Raw genomic sequence first — 18,069 nt, 5'->3', positions numbered from 1 at the left:
GCGGCCGATTGCCAACGTGCATCCGTCGGCCGGGCGGCACGGTGTCGTCTTATCCGTTGTGGCGGCCGACCCGGTACCGTCGGGCTGTTGATGCGGTGAGAAGGCTCGCCCCGACTGAGACGAGGAGCACTGCCGGCCACAGCGGCGGCAGCGAACTGCCGGTTGCCGCGAGCTCCTGGGAGGCCTCGGCCGGGGAGGGCGGCGGCGTGGTCGTGTCTGCGGCAGGTGCCGCGAAGCTGACGGTGCCGTTCGCAATGCTCACCGATTGGGCGGTCACTGACACTGAGGTCGCACCGAAGGGCACGTCCAGGTCGACCGTTGCGGTCTCGCCGGCAGCGACCGACTGTTCAGTGGTCTGCTGCGTTCCGTCCGGGAGCGTTGCGGTGATCGTGAAAACGACCGGTCCGGCCGCAAGCGGTGAAGCTGTCAGCGTCACCGCCGCTTGCCCTCCTGTGCTGCTGACCGATCCCTGCTGCACGGAGGCCGTCGAGTTCTCCACGGCAGGGACTTCGAAATCGTAGGAGTACGCGGTGCTGCCATGTGTGACGGATACGGCGTCGGCGTATCCGCTCGCTCCGGGGGCTGCACCGCTGCCCAGGCCCACCTGAACCTGACCCCACACACCGGTCGGGTAGCGGGCCGCGAAAGCGGCGAACGTGCACGGCGTTGCCTGCACGCAGAAGCCTCCGTCGCCGGCATTGGACTGGAACACGATCGAGTCATCGGTCAGAGTCCAGGTCTGCCACTGACCGCTGGCAGCGGTGCCGTTGCCGGGCTGGCCGAAGCTCAGAGTCGTGAACGTGCCCTGCGTCGTGCCCGCCTGCCAGCCGGCGAAACGCATGACAGGGAGACTGCTTCCAGCATCCGAAGCGGCGAACGTGAAGGTGGAGAAGCTCGCGCCCAGCAACGTATCCCACGCCGACGGCACGGCGCCGGCCGGATTGGTGTAGACCTGCGCGCGGTCAGCCGATGTCGGCGTCGTCAGCTGGAGACTCCCGCGACCGCTCGGCGGTGTTGCCGGTCCCTCCACCAACTGCTCGATGCCACCACCCCCGGGATTCGCCGGATCGATCGCCCACCCATTGCCGCTGTCGGCGTTCGTCGTCGAGGTCAGGGCATCGATCACGTTCGCACCGGGCGCTGCCATGGCGCTCGGCCCAGTAAACGCAGCGGCGAAAAGAACGATTCCGCCGATCGTCAACGCGGCTGCAGCCGCACGTATCCCTTGGCTCATGACTCCCCCGATGTCAGACCACATGTTACGCGCCTCCAAGAAATCCACAGAGAACGCCTTGAAGCCGCACAATCAGAAGAGCTCGCGCAGAGTAATCCCGTGCATCGAACCTCGCGTCGCCCTCCGCCGCGCACGACAATCACAGAAAGATGATCATGAGACCCTTCCGTTTCGGAGTCGTCGCCCCGATTCTGACCGACCTGCCGACGTGGCGGAACAGCGTGCGCCGCATCGCAGATCTCGGCTACTCGACGCTGCTCATGCCCGACGTGCCAGGCCTTCAGCCCGCGCCGGGCCCCACGCTGGCCATCGCCGCCGCGACGGCCGAGCTTCGGGTCGGCAGCTGGGTGTACGCCGCCGCCCTGCGACAGCCCTGGAGCACCGCACGCGAAGCGCACTCGCTCTCGGTACTCACCGACGGTCGCTTCGAGATGGGCATCGGGCTCGGCCGTCCCGGCATAGAGACCGAGCAGGGCCTACCGAAGGTCTCCGGCGCCGAGCGGCTTCGGCGAGTGCGAGAGACGGTGACCGTCTTGCGCGAATTCGACGGACCGGAGCGACGCACGCCTGTCGTCATGGCGGTGCGTGGCCCCCGATCGCTGGAGCTCGCGGCCGAGGTCGCCGACACCGTCACCTTCGTGCTGGACGTGGGCGACGATCGGGTCGAGATCGGACAGGGAGTGCGGGAGTTCGCCGCAGGCCGAGACCTCGAGCTCGCCCAGCACGTCGGCGTCGTCGGCGACGCCAGGGCCGCGTTCATGGCGGCACCGGGCACGGACCCGGTCGCTCTCCGCGCTGCCGACTCACTGTTCAGGTTGCCGGACGACCCGTCAGAAGTCGTCGACGAGCTGCAGCGTCGACGCGATGAGATCGGCTTCAGCTACTTCGTGTTCGGCGCGGCGTTCGCCGAGCTGCTCGCCCCGGCAGTTGCGCGACTGACGGGTCGTTAGGCTCCCAAGGCCTGGGCTGCGATCAGCCGTGAGGTGTCCCTACGCCGCAGAGACCAGGTACCCCTGCCACTCCGGCAATGCGTGCTCTACGCCACGCACCATCCAGGCCGGATCGTGCGGCATCCGCGGGATGAAAGACAACGCCCAGCCCATCTCGATGGCCGTTCTGTCGCCCTTCACGTTGTTGCAGCGCAGGCAGCACGCCACGAGGTTGTCCCAGGAGTCTGCTCCTCCGCGCGACTTCGGCATCACGTGGTCGATCGTGGTCGCCGACTTGCCGCAGTATGCGCACCGATGCCCGTCGCGACGCAGCACGCCGCGACGCGAGACCGGAACGGCCCGGCCGTGCGGCAGGTGCACGTAGCGGGTGAGCAGGATGACCGACGGTCTGTCGTAGACCGCGTCGACAGCCCAGACCGGGTGGTCGACATCCACTTCGATGACCGTCGCTTTCGCGCTCAGCACGAGTGCGAGGGCTCGCTTGAAGCTCACGACGGCCAGCGGCTCATATCCCGCGTTCAGCACCAGTGTGCGCATCGGTGTCCTTTTGATAGACCGGAATGGCTTCCCGGGTTCTCGTGTTCGTTCGCGTTCTTGTGCTCGAGGGTCCCCTGCGGGGATCCCACGGCATCCTCAGGCAACAAAAAAGGCGCCGTCATGAAGACGACGCCTAGTGCTTCCACGCACAGTGGTGGTGGAAGCAGTGGTGGCTGTGATGCCGCAAGGTTCCCATGCGGGGATCCTCCGGGTCGGTGATGCGTACGAACAATGTCAGGGCATCAGGCTAACGCAGGATCGGCGTGTCACGCCTTTGTGGCACGCCGATCGCTGGGCTGCGGTCATCCACTGTTCACGTCGGAGTCACGTGACATCGGGATGCGCGTCGGCTCACGCTACGGCGGTCAGATGCCGAACCGCACGATGTAGTAGTCACTCGTCCAGATCGGCCTGATCGAGACGCTGCGGCCCACGTCAGGGGCATCGAGAATGTTGCCGTTGCCCGCGTAGAAGCCGTCGTGGGCTCCGCCGAGCATGATGACGACGTCACCGGGCTGCGCGTCCTCGATCGAGATCTTCTTGCCGATCGCACCCTGCTGCGCCGCGGAGTGCGGAAGCGAGATGCCGAACTGCGCGTACACGAACATGACGTAGCCGGAACAGTCGAATCCGGCGGGGGTGTCGCCGCCGTAGACGTACGGGGTGCCGATGTACTGCTGCGCGACCGAGAACACCTGCGCAAGGCTGAAGTTCGGGTACGGCGGGTTCGCGAGATAGTCGGATGCCGTCGGGCCGCTGTACGCCGCCGCATACGCCTGCATCTGTGCCGCCGCTGCTGCACGCTCCGTCGCCGCCTTCTGGTCGGCGAGCTGCTGCTCGGTCGTGGCGCTGAACGTGTCGCCTGCTGCGGCGGGAGCATCGATGGCGCTCGAGACCCGCACGGACTGCGAGTTCGCCTTCTTCATGCTGTCCAGCGCGTTCGTGGCGAACTTCGCCTGGTTCGACGTCGCCGGATTGAAGGCATACGCGGGGATGGCGATCGTGGCGACGATGCCGCCCGCGAAGAGCATGACGGCGAGGTTCACCAGTGGACGCATGCGGCGCTTGCGCTTCGCCATGCCGGAGCTCGCAGGAACCGGCGCGGTGGACCCCTGGCGCTTCTCGGTGCGGTTGCCCGCTGCCGTGCGGTCAGCCGGAGCGCGGTTGCGGCTGTACCGGCGACTCGCGGAGTCGGCTGCCCGGCGATCGGACTCCCTCAGGCTTCGCCGCGACATCGCCGTCGTCTCGCCCAGAGAATCGTTCGCCTTGCTCGTAGTACTCGGGTCGCGGTCCTCGGGTAGACCGCTCGTACCTAATGTTGCCAAGGTGTGAACCTCCGGCGCTCCGCTGGCACTAGGTAGCCACCCCGTCCGAGATCTCTTGCGAGTTCGGCTTCGCAGACTCAAGAGACGGGCTGAGGGAGCGTCTTGGGCCGGGTCCGTCGGTCGGGTTCCGGCCTGTGGACTCGTACGAGAATACGGGACCCCTACTTGTTTGTCACATCGTTTTCGGGGAGTTTCTCGCCTCGGAAAGCGATTCCCGGCTGGGGACGGAGAGTCCTCGGTCGAGCACTGACACCCTCCTGTGGGTCGACAGCACGGTCGTGCGGACTCGCTTCATCCGTCCGGTCACGGCCGATCGGCGGGGGTCGCCGTCGATCGCGTCACGCCGTGATGAAGATGTGACTGGCCACCTCGTTGGGCAGCTCGAGAGCATCCGCATAGCCGTCGATCTGCATGGCGACGTACGACCCGGCGCGAGAGAACGTACCCGTCGACCCCGGGAAGATGCCGGCCTGACGCAGCTGGGCGAGTAGTTCCGGTTCGAACTGCACCGGCTCGCCGAGTCGCCTGATCGTGCCGGTGACAGGCGCCTCGGATGCCGCAGTCGCGTCGACCGCGCTGCGCACGCCGTCGAGGAACACCCGGTGCAGCCCGATGCCCTCGTCCTCGATTCGCGGAATGGGTGTGCCGTACGGCGTCTCGGTGGGATGCCCGAGGATGTCGAGGATCTTGTGCTCCACCTGCTCGCTCATCACGTGCTCCCAGCGGCACGCCTCCTCGTGCACGAACTCCCATTCGAGCCCGATCACGTCGGAGAGCAGTCGCTCGGCCAGCCGGTGCTTGCGCATGACGTGCACGGCGCGACGACGGCCCTCCGGCGTCAGCTCGAGATGGCGGTCGTCGGACACGACGACCAGGCCGTCCCGTTCCATGCGCGCGACGGTCTGCGACACCGTCGGGCCGGAATGCCCGAGGCGCTCCGAGATGCGAGCACGGAGCGGCACGATGTTCTCCTCTTCGAGGTCGAGAATCGTGCGCAGATACATCTCGGTGGTGTCGACGAGATCTGTCATCGCTTCCCCTCGTGTCGTTCTGCTCGCCGCCGATGGCGCGAGTTCCAGCCTACCGGCGCGCACCGACGGCCCTGACTCGTGCCCCGTCGGGTCCGCCTTGCGCGAGTCGGCTCCCGAAGGCCGACTCTCCAGCGCCCCAAAACGGAGCTTCGCCGCTCAAGGGTTCGATCGGCTGGGCCTCGCAAGCGCGCTCGCGGGGCTCTCATCTCAATCGCCCATAGAATCAACACCATGGCTGCGATCGCGATTCCCGAGTCCCTTCTGCCCGCGGACGGCCGGTTCGGCAGCGGCCCCTCCAAGGTGCGTCCGGCCCAGGTCGAGGCACTCGTCGCCGCGGAATCCGATCTGCTCGGCACCTCGCACCGACAGGCCCCGGTCCGCTCCCTTGTCGGCCGTGTGCGCGAAGGACTCGAGGCGCTGTTCCGCATCCCGGACGGATACGAGGTGGTGCTCGGCAACGGCGGTTCGTCGGCGTTCTGGGATGCCGCAGCCTTCGGCCTCATCGAGCAGCGCGCCGAGGCCCTCGTCTTCGGCGAGTTCAGCCAGAAGTTCGCCAAGGCGGCGTCGGCGCCCTGGCTCCAGGCGCCGCACGTCATCGAGGCCCCCGTCGGATCACGGAGTGCAGCCGAACCCGTCGAAGGCGTCGACGTGTATGCATGGCCGCACAACGAGACGTCGACCGGCGTCATGGCACCCGTCAGGCGCGTTCACGGCGACGACGGCGCGCTCACGGTCATCGACGCGACGAGTGCGGCAGGAGGCGCCGAGTTCGACGCATCCGAAACGGACGTCTACTACTTCGCCCCGCAGAAGAACTTCGCCTCAGACGGCGGCCTGTGGCTCGCCCTGTTCTCGCCGGCCGCGCTGGAGCGCGTCGAGCGGGTCGCGGCATCCAGTCGCTACATCCCCGACTTCTTGAGCCTCAAGCAGGCCGTCGACAACTCCCGCCTGAACCAGACGCTGAACACCCCGGCCATCTCGACGCTGATCATGCTCGACGAGCAGGTGCGCTGGATCAACGACAACGGCGGACTGGCGTGGGCCGCGGCGCGAACGCGCGAGTCGTCGGGGGCCCTGTACGACTGGGCGGATTCCGTCGACTACGCGCACCCGTTCGTGGAGAACCCCGATCACCGCTCGCAGGTCGTCGCCACCATCGATTTCGACGACGTCGACGCCGCGCGCATCGCGGCGGTACTCCGAGAGAACGGCATCGTCGACACGGAGCCGTACCGCAAGCTCGGCCGCAACCAGCTACGGGTCGCGACCTACACGGCGGTGGATCCGGATGACGTGCGCACGCTGATCCGCGCCATCGAGTACGTCGTCGAGCACATCGGCTGACAGCGGAAGAAGGCCGACATGCGGCTCTGGTTGAAGGACAGCGAGCGGCTCCCGGATCCGCCGCCCATGAAGACGGACGACCGCGCGGCCATCCTCACGGGAACCGTCGCGTGGGTCGTGGCCGCGATCGTCGCCTGGATCCTCGCGCCGGAATTGATCGCGTCAGGATTCGGCTGGGTGATCGCCGCGACGGTCGTCGGCATCGTGCTCGGTGTCATCGGGCTCGTCTACACCGTCGTCACGAGACGCGGTGGCAGACGATCCGTCGATCGCGTCGTCGCTCCCGGGGACGAGCGCCGCTGACTCGGCGCCGATGATGTCGTCGGCCTCGAGATCGATGTCGTCCTCGGCCGCCTCGTCGTCGTCCTCGTCGGAACCGTCGTCGGCCTCATCCGGGTCGTCGGACTCCACGTCGTCGGACTCCACGTCGTCGGACTCGCCGTCGTCCGGCTCGGTCTCGTCGTCGAGCTCGATGCGGTCGATGTCGATGCCATCGATGTCGTCATCGTGGTCGAGTCCGTCGTCGATGTCGTCGTCATCCTCGTCGAGCTCGTCGGCTTCCTCGTCGTCCGACGCATCCTCCTCCGCGTCCTCTGACGGCTGCCCGCCGGACGCGCGCGCCGCCTCCTGGGCTGCCTGATACTCGGCGAGACGCTCCGACCACGGCACCCAGTCCGGAGCGAGGAGCGCTTCGGTGCCCGGAAGCAGCTCGGCCTCGAGCACGACGGGATCCGTCTCCTCGTCGATGCGGGCGAGCGTCACGGTCCAGTGCCATCCCGGATACCCGAGAAGCGTGCACTCGAAGAGAAGGGACAGCACGTGGTCACCCTCGACCACATGTCCGGCGACGGCGCCGATGCTCGATTCCGTCGTGATCTCCAGCAGTGCGGTGCGCGCCAGGTCGTGGGCGCCGAGCAGGGTCGCGTCGGCGACGGCGGGAACGGCCGGCTCCGCCACGGCAGTCTCGTCGGCATCGGTGCCGGCGACGGCATCGGCGGCCGGCTCGGCCTCCTCGATCGAGTCCGTCACGACCCCCGCCTCCGGCGACTCGGTGACACCCGTCGACTCGGGCGCGCCGGTCGTGTCGGTCACCGCGGTCGTGCCGGGTTCCGTGTCTTCCGCACGCTGCTCAGGCATCCAGGTCGTCCGCAACGCGTCGCAGCACGGCAGCGATCTTGCGGCCGTGCGCGGCATCCGGATACCGACCGCGCTTGAGCCCGGATCCGATGCCGTCGAGAAGTTTCACGAGGTCTTCGATGATCACCGCCATGTCGTCTGCCGACTTGCGGTTGATCTTCGTGAGGCTGGGACGGCTCTCGATGACGCGCACCGAAAGCGCCTGCGCGCCGCGCTTGCCCTCGGCGACTCCGAATTCGAGGCGGGTGCCGGCCTTGACGACCGCACCGGCGGGGAGCGCCGACGCGTGGAGGAAGACCTCGCCACCGCCGTCTTGGGCGATGAAACCGAAGCCCTTCTCCTCGTCGTAGAACTTGACCTTGCCGGTCGGCATGGGGAACCTCTTTCGGGGTGGGGGAAGTGCTGTACGCAACGTCAATTATCCTTGATTCGTGACCGAACAGACGCCCCAGCCCGTATCGCGCGCGCAGCGCACACTGGCCTTCATCGGAGCGGGGCTCGTCATCCTCTCCATCGTCTGCTTCCTGGTGCTGATGATCGGCACCTGGCTGGGCGCCGGGCCCGACCAGGGATCCGGCAAGGGGATCTGGCCGACGGTCGAGCTTCTTCCGCTCGTGGCACTCCCGCTGGCGTTCCTGTGCATCGTCGCGGTCCTGATCATGAGCGTCGTCGCCCGCAGCAGGCAGAACCGAAAGTCCGGCCGGTAGGGCAGCGGAGCACGCGCATGGCGGAGCCTGACCCCCGATGACCAGCACGCTCACGCTGGCGGAGCGGTTGGGCGAGCTGGGCGATGCCGAGCTCCACGAGCTGATCCGCGCTCGGGGCATGGGGCGGTCACGCGTCGAGGACTTCTTCGACCTCGCAGACGCCCTGCTCGAGCCGGTGTCGGTGCAGCACGCCATCGCTCCGCTTCCCCGTCCGGTGCTCGCGGTCCTCGCGGCGCTGGTCGATGAAGACGGATCCGCGTCCGCCACACGCCTGGCGTCCATCCTCACCGAGTGGGGCGAAGCCGACGCCTCCCCCTCCTCCGCACGCACCTCGCTCGATGCTCTGGTCGCCGCGTTCCTCGCCGAGGAGGGGACCGGAGAGGACGGTGCCGGACATGGCGAGGGAACCGCGACCGGTGACGCGGCGACCGATGCACCAGTCACGCTGTACCCGGGCGTCGCGGCGCGCTTCACGGCGTGGGCCGAGGGCGAGGGGCTGACGGGACGCAAGCTCGCGGCATCCGGAAAGCCGGCGGCTCTGGCCACTGTGCCCGGCGTCGACAAGCGGTTCGTCGACCGCCTCGCGGCCGAGCGCGCGTTCCTCGCCGCGGGAGCCGTCTCGGAGTTCGTCTACGAGCTCGAGCACGAACCGGCCCGCGAGTTGCAGAAGGGCGGACTCGCGCTGCCCGACGCACGGCGGATCGCCTCGGCCCTCGGCATCGAGGTGGGATCCGTGCCGACCGTGCACTGGCTGGCCCGCAGCGCTGGGCTGGTCGCCCGTGAAGGCGCCGTCTGGCTGCCGACCGACGCGGCGGAACCGTGGGCGACCCTCACGACTCCTGAGCGCTGGGGGCGGCTCGCGGCGACGTGGCTGGAGTCGGTGCCCGAAGACATCCATCCGCTCATGGTCGAGCGTTCGCAGGCGGCGTGGGGCGAGGCGCTTCGGGGCTATGCACGTTGGCGCTACCCGGCTGCCGACGCCTCCCTCGACCGTCGTGTGAACGACGTCGAGACGCACGCCGAGTTCCTCGGGATCACCGCGAGCACGGCCCCGAGCACCGCCGGCATCGCTCTTCTGGAACGCGGACCGGATGCCGCCACCGACGTCATGCGCGCCGCCTTCCCGGCCGAGGTCGATCGCGTCTACGTGCAGCACGACCTCTCGATCGTGGCCCCTGGCCCGCTGCTTCCCGCCCTGGACGCCCGCCTCCGCACGCTCGCGGATGTCGAGGGAACGGGACTGGCCGCCAGTTTCCGCATCTCGCCGTCGTCGCTGCACCGCGCGATCGCTGCGGGAGAGACCGCCGAGTCGCTGCGGGAGTTCATCGGATCCATCTCGCTCACCGGACTGCCCCAGCCGGTCGCCTATCTCATCGACGAGGCTGCCGGGCGGTTCGGGCGGGTCCGGGTGAGGGAAGGCGAGATCGGCACCGTCGTCCGCTCCCCCGACGACCAACTGCTGCGGACGATCACGGTGGATCAGACGGTCTCAGCGCTCGGGCTTCACGCCGGATCCGACGACGGCCTGGTCAGCAGGTTCCCGCTCGACGTCGTGTACTGGGCGCTCGTCGACGCCCACTACCCGGTGGTGGCGGAGGACTCAGAAGGACGGCAGCTTCGGGTCAGGCGCAGGCTCGGGCATCCGGAGCCGCGGGAAGACACCGACACGGCGGAGATCCTGGTGCAGCGACTGCGGTCGGCAGAACGCACGGACGGCCCTGAGGGCGCGGAGGCGTGGCTCAACCGACAGCTGGAGTCGGCCGTGCGCTCTCGCACGGTCGTCACCGTGACAGTGGCGCTCCCCGACGGCCGGGAGCTGGACTACACGCTCGAGCCGACCGGTCTCGGCGGTGGCCGGCTACGGGGTCGCGATCGCGCCAGTGACATCGAGCGCACGCTGCCCGTCGCGAGCATCCGCGCGGTGACGACGCCGTAGCCGGTCGAGCTCGCGGGGTGCCACCCGAGCTCGCCGCACGAGCGCAGCCGAAGGCGGCAGCGCCCCACGCGTCCAAGGCGACCGTCATAGACTCGATTGTTATGTCTGACGGCCCCTTGATCGTGCAGAGCGACCGCACCGTGCTGCTCGAGGTGGCGCACCCTCAGGCGGAGGATGCCCGCCACGACCTCGCCGTCTTCGCCGAGCTTGAACGCGCGCCGGAGCACATCCACACGTACCGCATCACCCGACTGGGTCTGTGGAACGCGCGCGCGGCCGGACACCAGGCATCCGACATGCTGGACACGCTCGAGCGATACTCGAAGTTCCCGATCCCGCAGACCGTCAGTGTCGACATCCAGGAGACGGTCGCCCGTTACGGACGTCTCGTGATCGAGCGCGACGACGAGGGCGTCCTCGTGCTACGCAGCTCCGCCGAGGCCGTGCTCCGCGAGGTGTCCGGCGCGAAGCGCGTTGCACCGCTGCTGCTGGAGCACCGAGCGGATGGCGCGTATGTCGTCGCCGCATGGGCCAGGGGCCACCTGAAGCAGGAACTCGTCAAGCTGGGCTGGCCGGCCGAGGACCTCGCGGGATACTCGCCAGGCACACCGCACGAGATCGACCTCGACGAATCGGGATGGCACCTCCGCGACTACCAGACCAAGGCCGTCGAGAACTTCTTCGAGGGCGGATCCGGTGTTGTCGTGCTCCCGTGCGGCGCCGGCAAGACGCTTGTCGGCGCAGGAGCCATGGCCACGGCGAAGACGACGACGCTCATTCTCGTGACGAACACGGTGTCCGCACGGCAGTGGCGCGACGAGCTGCTGCGTCGCACGAGCCTCACCGCCGAGGAGATCGGCGAGTACTCGGGCCAGGTGAAAGAGGTCAAGCCGGTCACCATCGCGACGTACCAGATCCTCACGTCGAAGAGGAAGGGCGAGTACGCGCACCTCAGCCTGCTCGACGCGCTCGACTGGGGCCTGATCATCTACGACGAGGTTCATCTGCTGCCGGCTCCCGTGTTCAAGCTCACGGCAGAGCTGCAGGCTCGCCGACGTCTCGGGTTGACGGCCACTCTCGTGCGGGAGGACGGCCGCGAGGGCGACGTCTTCTCGCTCATCGGCCCCAAGCGCTTCGACGCGCCATGGAAGGAGATCGAGTCTCAGGGATTCATCTCCCCGGCCGCCTGCTACGAGGTGCGCATCGACCTGCCGGCATCCGATCGCCTCTCCTATGCGGCGGCGGCCGACGACGAACGGTATCGGCTGGCCGCGACGGCCCCGGCCAAGCTCGGCGTCGTGCGCTCGTTGGTGGAGCGGCACGCCGGGGAACGCATCCTCGTCATCGGGCAGTACCTCGACCAGATCGATGAGCTAGCGGATGCGCTGCAGGCACCATCCCTCACCGGCGCCACCCCCGTGGACGAGCGCGAGCGTCTCTACCAGGAGTTCCGAGAGGGTCGCACTCCCGTGCTCGTCGTGAGCAAGGTGGCCAACTTCTCTGTGGACCTGCCGGAGGCGACCGTCGCCATCCAGGTGAGCGGTTCGTTCGGATCCCGTCAGGAAGAGGCCCAGCGCCTCGGGCGCCTGCTGCGTCCGAAGGAGTCGGGCCTGTCCGCGAACTTCTACACGCTCGTGGCACGCGACACGGTCGACCAGGACTTCGCGCAGAACCGCCAGCGGTTCCTCGCCGAGCAGGGGTACTCGTACACGATCCTCGACGCCGGGGCGCTCGAGGCCGCCTAGCCGGGCTGCCTTCCTGGCAGCCCGTGCCTGTGCGCGACCGCGCTCCCGCACCATACTCAGGCGTCTGCGGCCAGATACCGCAACAGCAGCGTGTCGTCGGACCTCAGCACCTGCGCCAGCCGCATGTCGAGCGGAAGCTGCGGGGACCCGTCGATGATCCGCTTGCCGAGACCGCCTTCCAGCACGGGACTCACCGTGAGGCACAGCTCGTCGAGCGTGCGCTCCGCCGCGAATGTCCCGAAGAGATGGGGACCGCCTTCGCAGTGCACACGACGCAGCCCTCGCTCCCCCAGCTGGCGCAGTGCCTCGGCGGTCACGACGGATTCCTCTCCGCAGACGATGACGTCGGCCACCTCGTCCAACGCCTGACGACGCTCGGCGGGTGCCGCGTCGCCCGTCAGCACGATCGGCCGCACCGGCGCCGCCGTGAAGACCTCGCTCCCCGGATCCAGCTCCAGGTCGCGGGAGACGATCGCGAGCGTGGGCTGCGGGGCGAATCCGTGCTCCGCGCGCCAGCGCTCGGATGCCGTGTCGACGCGCATCCCGTCGTACCCCTCGATGCGGATCGTGCCTGCGCCCACGAGCACGACGTCGCAGACACGTCGCAGAAGGGCGAAGACCCGCTTGTCCGCGGCATCCGACAGTCCGCCCGACCGTCCGGCCTGCGTGGCCGATCCGTCGACGGAGGAGACGAAGTTGACGCGCACCCAGCTCGCAGAGACGCCGTCCTCGTAACCCGCGATGACGGCGTCATCGTCGAGAGCGCCGGCGGGATGGGGCCAGAGAGCGTCGATCGCGTCGTCATTCCTCATTGAAGTCGCCCATGTTGTGCTTGAGGTACGCCGGCTCTCGCAGCCCGAGGATCGCCTCCGTCATCCGCACGGCGGCCACCGATTCCCGCACGTTGTGCATCCGCACGACCCGTGCACCCTGGGCGATGCAGAACACGGCGGCCGCGAGCGATCCCTCGAGTCTGTCGGCCCGCTCCACATCGAGCGTCTCGCCGATGAAATCCTTGTTGGACACGGCGGCGAGCGCCGGCAGCCCGATCGCCGCGATCTCATCGAAGCGCCGCGTGAGCTCGAGGGTGTGCAGGGTGTTCTTGTTAAGGTCGTGGCCGGGATCGATCACGATCCGACTCTCCGGCACACCGAGCGAGACGGCGAGGTCCACGCGATCCCCGAGGAAGGCTGCCACTTCCATCACCACGTCGTCGTACTGGGGTCGCGGGTACACCGTGCGGGGCGCGGCGAGGCTGTGCGTGATCACGAGCGTCGCGTCGCTGTCGGCCACCACCTCCGCGAGCCTCCGATCATGGATGCCCGTGGTGTCGTTGATCACGTCGGCGCCGGCCGCGATCGCGTGCAGCGCCACCTCCGACTCGAAGGTGTCCACCGAGATGACCACATCCGACTCCCGCCGCAGCGCCTCGACCACCGGAACGACCCGGGCGATCTCCTCCTCGACAGGGAGCGAGGGGCCCGGTTTGAACGGCACCCCGCCGATGTCGATCCAGTCGGCGCCATGCCCGACCGCTGTGAGGCAGGCGCGCACCGCGGCATCCAGGGCGAATGTCGCGCCACGGTCGTAGAACGAGTCAGGCGTGCGGTTGACCACCGCCATGACGGCCACTGAAGTGGAGAAGTCGAAGGTGTGGGCACCCACGGTGCGCACGGGGTCGCGAAGCGGCGGAAGGTAGACGCTCATGCATCCACCACGAGGTCCCCGAGCGGCACAGCGGGATCCGCCAGTTTGGCCTCGTCGACCGGGCGTGCCCCGCGGATCAGACCCTGCACCTGCTCGTTCACGTCCCAGACGTTCACGTTCATGCCCGCCACGACACGACCGTCGCCCGTCACCCAGAACGACACGAACTCGCGGCCGGGGACATCGCCGCGGTAGACGACGTGTGTTCCTTCCATGAGCGGCCGGTAGCCGGAGTACTCCATGCCGAGGTCGAACTGGTCCGTGTAGAAATACGGGATGTCGTCGTACTCGACATCGCGGTCGAGCATGTTGAGTGCTGCGGTGCGTCCGGTGCCGATCGCGTTCGCCCAGTGCTCGCTGCGCAGCCGCTGCCCGAGCACCGGATGGAACGGGTTGGCAGCATCGCCCGCGGCGAAGACGTCCGCAACGCCCGTTCGCATGCCTGCGTCCACGAGGATCCCGTGATCCACCTCGAGTCCGGCCTCCTCCGCGAGCCCGACGAGAGGCACAGCACTGACGCCCACCACCACGACATCGGCGTCGATCTCCCCGCCGCTGTGCACGACCCCGGTGACCTTGCCGTCCGCGACGCGGAACGCTTTCACCCCCGAGCCGCGCACGAGCCTCACCCCATGATCCAGATGCAGCCCGGCGAAGACCTCGCCGAGTTCGTCGCCGAGCGCCGTCGACAGCGGAACCTCGGCGTGCGACACCACCGTCACCTCGTTGCCGAAACCGCGCACGGTGGCGGCCACCTCCATGCCGATCCAGCCGGATCCGACCACGACGACCCGCTTGTCTCCGGCTTCTGTGGCCTCTCTGATGCCACGAGAGTCTTCGAGAGTTCGCAGGTAATGGATGCCGTCCGCATCCGCTCCCGGCACGTCCAGTCTGCGCGGCGTCGCGCCGGTGGCGAGCAGTAGTCGGTCATACGGCACCGTCACGCCGCCTTCCAGCACGACGCTGCGACCTTCCGGATCCAGCGACCGTGCGTGCTGTCCGGATCGCACATCGACGTCGTGCTCGTGCCACCAGGCATCCGGTTGGACCCACAGCTCGGACTCGTCGAGTTGCGCCAGGTATCCCTTGGAGAGGGGAGGCCGAATGTACGGCTTGTGCGCCTCGCCGGCGATCAGTGTGATGTGTCCGTCGAAACCCTCGTCCCTCAGCGTGGATGCCGCGGTGCCTGCGGTGAGACCGCCTCCGATGATGACGAATTCCGAAGCTGACATCGGGTTCCTCCCTGCACTCCTGTCGATTCGGCGCCACACGACGCCGTGATCACGGAAGCGCCGACACCGTCGCTCCGCCCATCCGATTCTTCAGCACCCGCCGCGTGTGCGTGCACAGCGCACACTGTCCGCGCCTCAAGCCGACCCCCGGCTCGCACACGTCACTCGACGGGATGTCGCACGACAGACTCACAGGAAGATTCCAGCCCACGCGCAGAGACTGGGCCCATGAGCACAGGACCCCGCATCCTCATCGTCGACGACGAGCCCAACATCCGCGACCTCCTCACCACCAGCCTGCGTTTCGCCGGATTCGCCGTTCGTGCCGTCGGCAACGGTGCCCAGGCCATCAGTGCGGTGCTCGAGGAGGAGCCCGACCTGATCATCCTCGACGTGATGCTGCCCGACATGAACGGATTCGGCGTCACCAAGCGCCTCCGCGGTGCCGGATACACGGCTCCGATCCTCTTCCTCACCGCCAAGGACGACACCGAGGACAAGATCACCGGCCTCACGGTGGGCGGCGACGACTACGTCACCAAGCCGTTCAGCCTCGACGAGATCGTTGCCCGTATCAAGGCCATCCTGCGCCGCACGATGCAGGCGGACGACGACGCGATCATCCGCGCGGGCGAGCTCACCATGGACCAGGACACGCACGAGGTCTTCGTCGGCGACACCCCCATCGAGCTCTCGCCCACCGAGTTCAAGCTGCTCCGCTATCTCATGCTCAACCCGAACCGCGTGCTGTCGAAGGCGCAGATCCTCGACCACGTGTGGGAGTACGACTTCAACGGCGACGCCGGCATCGTGGAGAGCTACATCTCCTACCTGCGCCGCAAGGTGGATGCGCACTCCAGCGAGCCGCTCATCCAGACCAAGCGCGGGTTCGGCTACATGCTGAAGGCCGCGAAGTCCTGAGCGGATGCCAGGCTCGTCGCGTTCGTCGGCGCCGACGCGTCATCGGCGTCATCTCAGCATGACCGCATAGGCTCCGAATCCGTGACGTCAGCCCGCATGCCGAGACCTGAAGCCGCTCGTCGAGCACGCGGCAGTTCGGATCGGACTCCGGCATGAGTTCCGTCCTCGACCACTGGAACTCGATCTCTCTGCGCACGAAGATCACGGGCGTGACGGTGCTCGTGCTCACATTCGGCCTGCTCGTCGCGGGCCTCGGCACGATGCTCCTGTTCAAGCCGGTGCTCATCAACCTCTTCGACCAGCAGCTCCAGGCGATCGCCGCGCAGCCGGACAGCATCAACGCCATCCTGCCCGGCCAGGGCAAGACATCCAGCGGTCCGGTGCTGGGACAGGCGGGAGTCGCCAGCTTCTACGTCGTGCTGTACGGCGCCGACGGCGAGCCGATGGCCGAGAACTGGAGCTCGGTGCCCGACGGCAAGAAGCCGGACGTGCCAAGCACCCTGTCGCTCGAGCAGGGCGCTGCATGTGCCAACGAGGGCAATCCCGGCTGGGTGCAGAGCCGTGACGGCTCCGAATCCTTCCGCAGCGTGTGCGCCGTCGTCCAGCTGCGCGGACAGACACCGACGTACGGAACGGCCATCATCGCCATCTCGACCGCCCCGCTCGACAACACGCTGGCGAGCTACCTGTCCATCTTCTTCAGCTTCGGCGTCATCGTCGTCATCATCGGCGCATTCCTCACCCGTGCGCTCGTGACCACCACCTTCCGTCCGCTGCGCGAGGTGGAGCGCACGGCCGCAGAGATCGCTGACGGCGACTTCAGCCAGCGCCTCGGCGGAGCAACCCCCAACACCGAGGTCGGCCGGCTGAACCGCTCGCTCAACACCATGCTGAACCGCATCGATCGGGCCTTCAAAGACCGGGCCCGCAGCATCGAGCAGATGCGACGGTTCGTCGGTGATGCCAGCCACGAGCTGCGCACGCCGCTCGTCTCCGTGCGCGGTTACGCGGAGCTCTACCGCATGGGTGCGCTGCAGACACCGGAAGAGGTGGCGCAGGCCATGGAGCGCATCGAGAAGGAGGCCGTGCGCATGGGTCTCCTCGTCGAAGACCTCCTCGAGCTGGCCCGCCTCGACGAGACGAAACCGCTCAACCTCGGCGTCGTCGATCTGGTTCCGCTCGCACACGACGCAGCACTCGACGCGAACGCGGGCAATCCCGATCGCACCGTCTCCGTCAGGTTGTCCCTGCCTCAGCTGCCCCCGCCTCCGCCAGGACCGTCGAGCGAGGGAGCTGCGGATGCACGCCCAGCCGAGGCCGCAGACGAACCGTCGCCCTCACGCTCGGCCGCCGGCACCACGTCACGCAACACGGGTTCTCAGGGTCCAATCGGATTCGCCGGCGCGACCCTGGCCCGCCTGCGACGCCGCCCGCGCAAGGCGGATCCCGGGGTGGAGACGGCGCCGCTTGAACTGGCAGACATTCCCGAGCCGCCGCGGGTGCGCGCTCTGGTGATGGCCGAGGAGAACAAGCTCCGCCAGGTCATCGCCAACCTGATCGGCAACGCGGTGCGCTACACCCCGTCGGGGAGTCCGATCGAGATCGAAGTCTCGGCCGACCCCGACCGCAACGTCGCGGTGCTCTCCGTGATCGACCACGGCGATGGCATCCCTCCACAGATCAGGGAGAAGATCTTTCAGCGCTTCTGGCGCGCCGACACCTCGCGCACGCGCGAGACCGGCGGCAGCGGACTAGGCCTGGCGATCGTGGCGTCGATCGTCGGCGCCCATCACGGCACGGTGGAGGCCGTCGAGACGCCGGGCGGCGGTGCGACCTTCCGTGTGACGCTGCCGCTGACCGATTCGCCGCACGCCCCGAAGCCAGCAACCGCGGCCTGACGCGCTCGCGCTACGCCCGATCCGTTTTCTCCGGGCCGGACATCCGGCGCTCCCTCGGCCCGAAACTCGGCGCGCTCTCGGCCTGACACTCGACGCTCCCTTGGCCTGACATTCGCCGACTCGGCTCGGATTCGCCTCCACGTCCGCCCCGACTGCGCCAGGTCATGGCTATTGCGCCAGCATTTGTGGCGCGACAGCCGAGTTCGGGCGCAATTGAGAGGCGCGCGTTCCAGCACGGACGGATCGGCGTGACCGCATTGCGGACAGGAAAGCACAATTACCCCTCCCCTTCTGGTAAGTGCAATAGAGCTGTACCCCTCACCGTTCGGCAAACATCAATACCGAATACCCCTCCCCTTCTGGTA

Annotated in this window: 16 protein-coding genes and 1 pseudogene; 8 read left to right on the top strand and 9 right to left on the bottom strand. The window is 68.0% G+C overall.

The annotated features are described in order from the left end of the window. Positions 1-49 precede the first annotated feature (49 nt). Complete coding sequence (locus ACX9R5_RS07970) at positions 50-1,234, bottom strand: hypothetical protein (protein ID WP_459408445.1); 1,185 nt, start codon at positions 1,232-1,234, stop codon at positions 50-52. Between the two features lie 155 nt (positions 1,235-1,389). On the opposite strand from ACX9R5_RS07970, the gene ACX9R5_RS07965 reads away from it, so the two are divergent. Then, entirely contained in the window at positions 1,390-2,184 is a 795-nt protein-coding gene (locus ACX9R5_RS07965) for an LLM class flavin-dependent oxidoreductase (protein ID WP_459408444.1), read from the top strand. A 39-nt stretch (positions 2,185-2,223) separates the two neighbouring features. Here the strand turns inward: ACX9R5_RS07965 and ACX9R5_RS07960 are convergent, their stop codons facing one another. The 3 genes from ACX9R5_RS07960 to ACX9R5_RS07950 form a co-directional block, all read right to left on the bottom strand. After that, the gene (locus ACX9R5_RS07960) at positions 2,224-2,721 is read right to left on the bottom strand and encodes an HNH endonuclease (RefSeq protein ID WP_459408443.1); all 498 of its coding nucleotides are present in this window, start codon (positions 2,719-2,721) and stop codon (positions 2,224-2,226) included. 365 nt (positions 2,722-3,086) lie between these two features. After that, the gene (locus tag ACX9R5_RS07955; RefSeq protein WP_459408442.1) at positions 3,087-3,800 is read right to left on the bottom strand and encodes a C40 family peptidase; all 714 of its coding nucleotides are present in this window, start codon (positions 3,798-3,800) and stop codon (positions 3,087-3,089) included. A 584-nt stretch (positions 3,801-4,384) separates the two neighbouring features. Further along, positions 4,385-5,077 (bottom strand): metal-dependent transcriptional regulator, encoded by a 693-nt coding sequence (locus ACX9R5_RS07950; protein WP_459408441.1) that lies wholly within the window; start codon positions 5,075-5,077, stop codon positions 4,385-4,387. A 231-nt stretch (positions 5,078-5,308) separates the two neighbouring features. On the opposite strand from ACX9R5_RS07950, the gene serC reads away from it, so the two are divergent. Together serC and ACX9R5_RS07940 are read left to right on the top strand one after the other, a co-directional pair. Beyond that, positions 5,309-6,421 (top strand): phosphoserine transaminase, encoded by a 1,113-nt coding sequence (gene serC, locus ACX9R5_RS07945; RefSeq protein WP_459408440.1) that lies wholly within the window; start codon positions 5,309-5,311, stop codon positions 6,419-6,421. 18 nt (positions 6,422-6,439) lie between these two features. Beyond that, positions 6,440-6,622, top strand: a pseudogene (locus ACX9R5_RS07940) (DUF2530 domain-containing protein); the annotation flags it as partial. Here the strand turns inward: ACX9R5_RS07940 and ACX9R5_RS07935 are convergent. Both ACX9R5_RS07935 and ACX9R5_RS07930 read right to left on the bottom strand, forming a co-directional pair. Further along, positions 6,584-7,558: a DUF3027 domain-containing protein gene (locus ACX9R5_RS07935; RefSeq protein WP_459408439.1), complete on the bottom strand. Its 975-nt coding sequence runs from the start codon at positions 7,556-7,558 to the stop codon at positions 6,584-6,586. The pseudogene ACX9R5_RS07940 and the gene ACX9R5_RS07935 overlap by 39 nt on opposite strands. Then, positions 7,551-7,931, bottom strand: a complete 381-nt coding sequence (locus ACX9R5_RS07930) for a cold-shock protein (protein WP_459408438.1) — start codon at positions 7,929-7,931, stop codon at positions 7,551-7,553. The genes ACX9R5_RS07935 and ACX9R5_RS07930 overlap by 8 nt, the downstream gene beginning before the upstream one ends. Positions 7,932-7,989: 58 nt before the next feature. Between ACX9R5_RS07930 and ACX9R5_RS07925 the strand changes: the two genes are divergently transcribed. From ACX9R5_RS07925 to ACX9R5_RS07915, 3 genes are all read left to right on the top strand, one after another. Further along, on the top strand, positions 7,990-8,265 hold the full coding sequence (locus ACX9R5_RS07925) for a hypothetical protein (protein WP_459408437.1): 276 nt from the start codon (positions 7,990-7,992) through the stop codon (positions 8,263-8,265). Positions 8,266-8,302: 37 nt separating this feature from the next. Continuing rightward, the gene (locus ACX9R5_RS07920; RefSeq protein WP_459408436.1) at positions 8,303-10,201 is read left to right on the top strand and encodes a helicase-associated domain-containing protein; all 1,899 of its coding nucleotides are present in this window, start codon (positions 8,303-8,305) and stop codon (positions 10,199-10,201) included. A 101-nt stretch (positions 10,202-10,302) separates the two neighbouring features. Then, positions 10,303-11,946, top strand: a complete 1,644-nt coding sequence (locus ACX9R5_RS07915; RefSeq protein ID WP_459408435.1) for a DNA repair helicase XPB — start codon at positions 10,303-10,305, stop codon at positions 11,944-11,946. A gap of 56 nt (positions 11,947-12,002) precedes the next feature. Here the strand turns inward: ACX9R5_RS07915 and ACX9R5_RS07910 are convergent, their stop codons facing one another. Genes ACX9R5_RS07910 through ACX9R5_RS07900 form a run of 3 tightly spaced genes read right to left on the bottom strand, consistent with a single transcriptional unit; the run spans position 12,003 to position 14,885 of the window. Next, positions 12,003-12,758 (bottom strand): pyrimidine reductase family protein, encoded by a 756-nt coding sequence (locus ACX9R5_RS07910; RefSeq protein WP_459408434.1) that lies wholly within the window; start codon positions 12,756-12,758, stop codon positions 12,003-12,005. Beyond that, positions 12,748-13,653, bottom strand: coding sequence for a dihydropteroate synthase (gene folP / locus ACX9R5_RS07905; protein WP_459408433.1), 906 nt, complete (start codon positions 13,651-13,653; stop codon positions 12,748-12,750). The genes ACX9R5_RS07910 and folP overlap by 11 nt, the downstream gene beginning before the upstream one ends. After that, positions 13,650-14,885 (bottom strand): NAD(P)/FAD-dependent oxidoreductase, encoded by a 1,236-nt coding sequence (locus tag ACX9R5_RS07900; RefSeq protein ID WP_459408432.1) that lies wholly within the window; start codon positions 14,883-14,885, stop codon positions 13,650-13,652. The genes folP and ACX9R5_RS07900 overlap by 4 nt, the downstream gene beginning before the upstream one ends. Positions 14,886-15,113: 228 nt before the next feature. On the opposite strand from ACX9R5_RS07900, the gene ACX9R5_RS07895 reads away from it, so the two are divergent. Continuing rightward, the gene (locus tag ACX9R5_RS07895; protein ID WP_170024769.1) at positions 15,114-15,806 is read left to right on the top strand and encodes a response regulator transcription factor; all 693 of its coding nucleotides are present in this window, start codon (positions 15,114-15,116) and stop codon (positions 15,804-15,806) included. Positions 15,807-15,958: 152 nt separating this feature from the next. Beyond that, positions 15,959-17,704 (top strand): sensor histidine kinase, encoded by a 1,746-nt coding sequence (locus ACX9R5_RS07890; protein WP_459408431.1) that lies wholly within the window; start codon positions 15,959-15,961, stop codon positions 17,702-17,704. Positions 17,705-18,069 lie beyond the last annotated feature (365 nt).

Source organism: Rathayibacter sp. CAU 1779 (assembly GCF_054551755.1).
This window is presented reverse-complemented; position numbering and strand designations above follow the sequence as displayed.

Bases quoted from the DNA above. Each gene is read 5' to 3' on its own strand.
- ACX9R5_RS07915 (WP_459408435.1), top strand. From the start codon at position 10,303: ATGTCTGACGGCCCCTTGATCGTGCAGAGCGACCGCACCGTGCTGCTC.
- ACX9R5_RS07970 (WP_459408445.1), bottom strand. From the start codon at position 1,234: ATGAGCCAAGGGATACGTGCGGCTGCAGCCGCGTTGACGATCGGCGGA.
- ACX9R5_RS07935 (WP_459408439.1), bottom strand. From the start codon at position 7,558: ATGCCTGAGCAGCGTGCGGAAGACACGGAACCCGGCACGACCGCGGTG.
- ACX9R5_RS07920 (WP_459408436.1), top strand. From the start codon at position 8,303: ATGACCAGCACGCTCACGCTGGCGGAGCGGTTGGGCGAGCTGGGCGAT.
- ACX9R5_RS07960 (WP_459408443.1), bottom strand. From the start codon at position 2,721: ATGCGCACACTGGTGCTGAACGCGGGATATGAGCCGCTGGCCGTCGTG.
- ACX9R5_RS07955 (WP_459408442.1), bottom strand. From the start codon at position 3,800: ATGGCGAAGCGCAAGCGCCGCATGCGTCCACTGGTGAACCTCGCCGTC.
- ACX9R5_RS07910 (WP_459408434.1), bottom strand. From the start codon at position 12,758: ATGAGGAATGACGACGCGATCGACGCTCTCTGGCCCCATCCCGCCGGC.
- serC (WP_459408440.1), top strand. From the start codon at position 5,309: ATGGCTGCGATCGCGATTCCCGAGTCCCTTCTGCCCGCGGACGGCCGG.
- folP (WP_459408433.1), bottom strand. From the start codon at position 13,653: ATGAGCGTCTACCTTCCGCCGCTTCGCGACCCCGTGCGCACCGTGGGT.
- ACX9R5_RS07890 (WP_459408431.1), top strand. From the start codon at position 15,959: ATGAGTTCCGTCCTCGACCACTGGAACTCGATCTCTCTGCGCACGAAG.
- ACX9R5_RS07930 (WP_459408438.1), bottom strand. From the start codon at position 7,931: ATGCCGACCGGCAAGGTCAAGTTCTACGACGAGGAGAAGGGCTTCGGT.
- ACX9R5_RS07965 (WP_459408444.1), top strand. From the start codon at position 1,390: ATGAGACCCTTCCGTTTCGGAGTCGTCGCCCCGATTCTGACCGACCTG.
- ACX9R5_RS07895 (WP_170024769.1), top strand. From the start codon at position 15,114: ATGAGCACAGGACCCCGCATCCTCATCGTCGACGACGAGCCCAACATC.
- ACX9R5_RS07950 (WP_459408441.1), bottom strand. From the start codon at position 5,077: ATGACAGATCTCGTCGACACCACCGAGATGTATCTGCGCACGATTCTC.
- ACX9R5_RS07900 (WP_459408432.1), bottom strand. From the start codon at position 14,885: ATGTCAGCTTCGGAATTCGTCATCATCGGAGGCGGTCTCACCGCAGGC.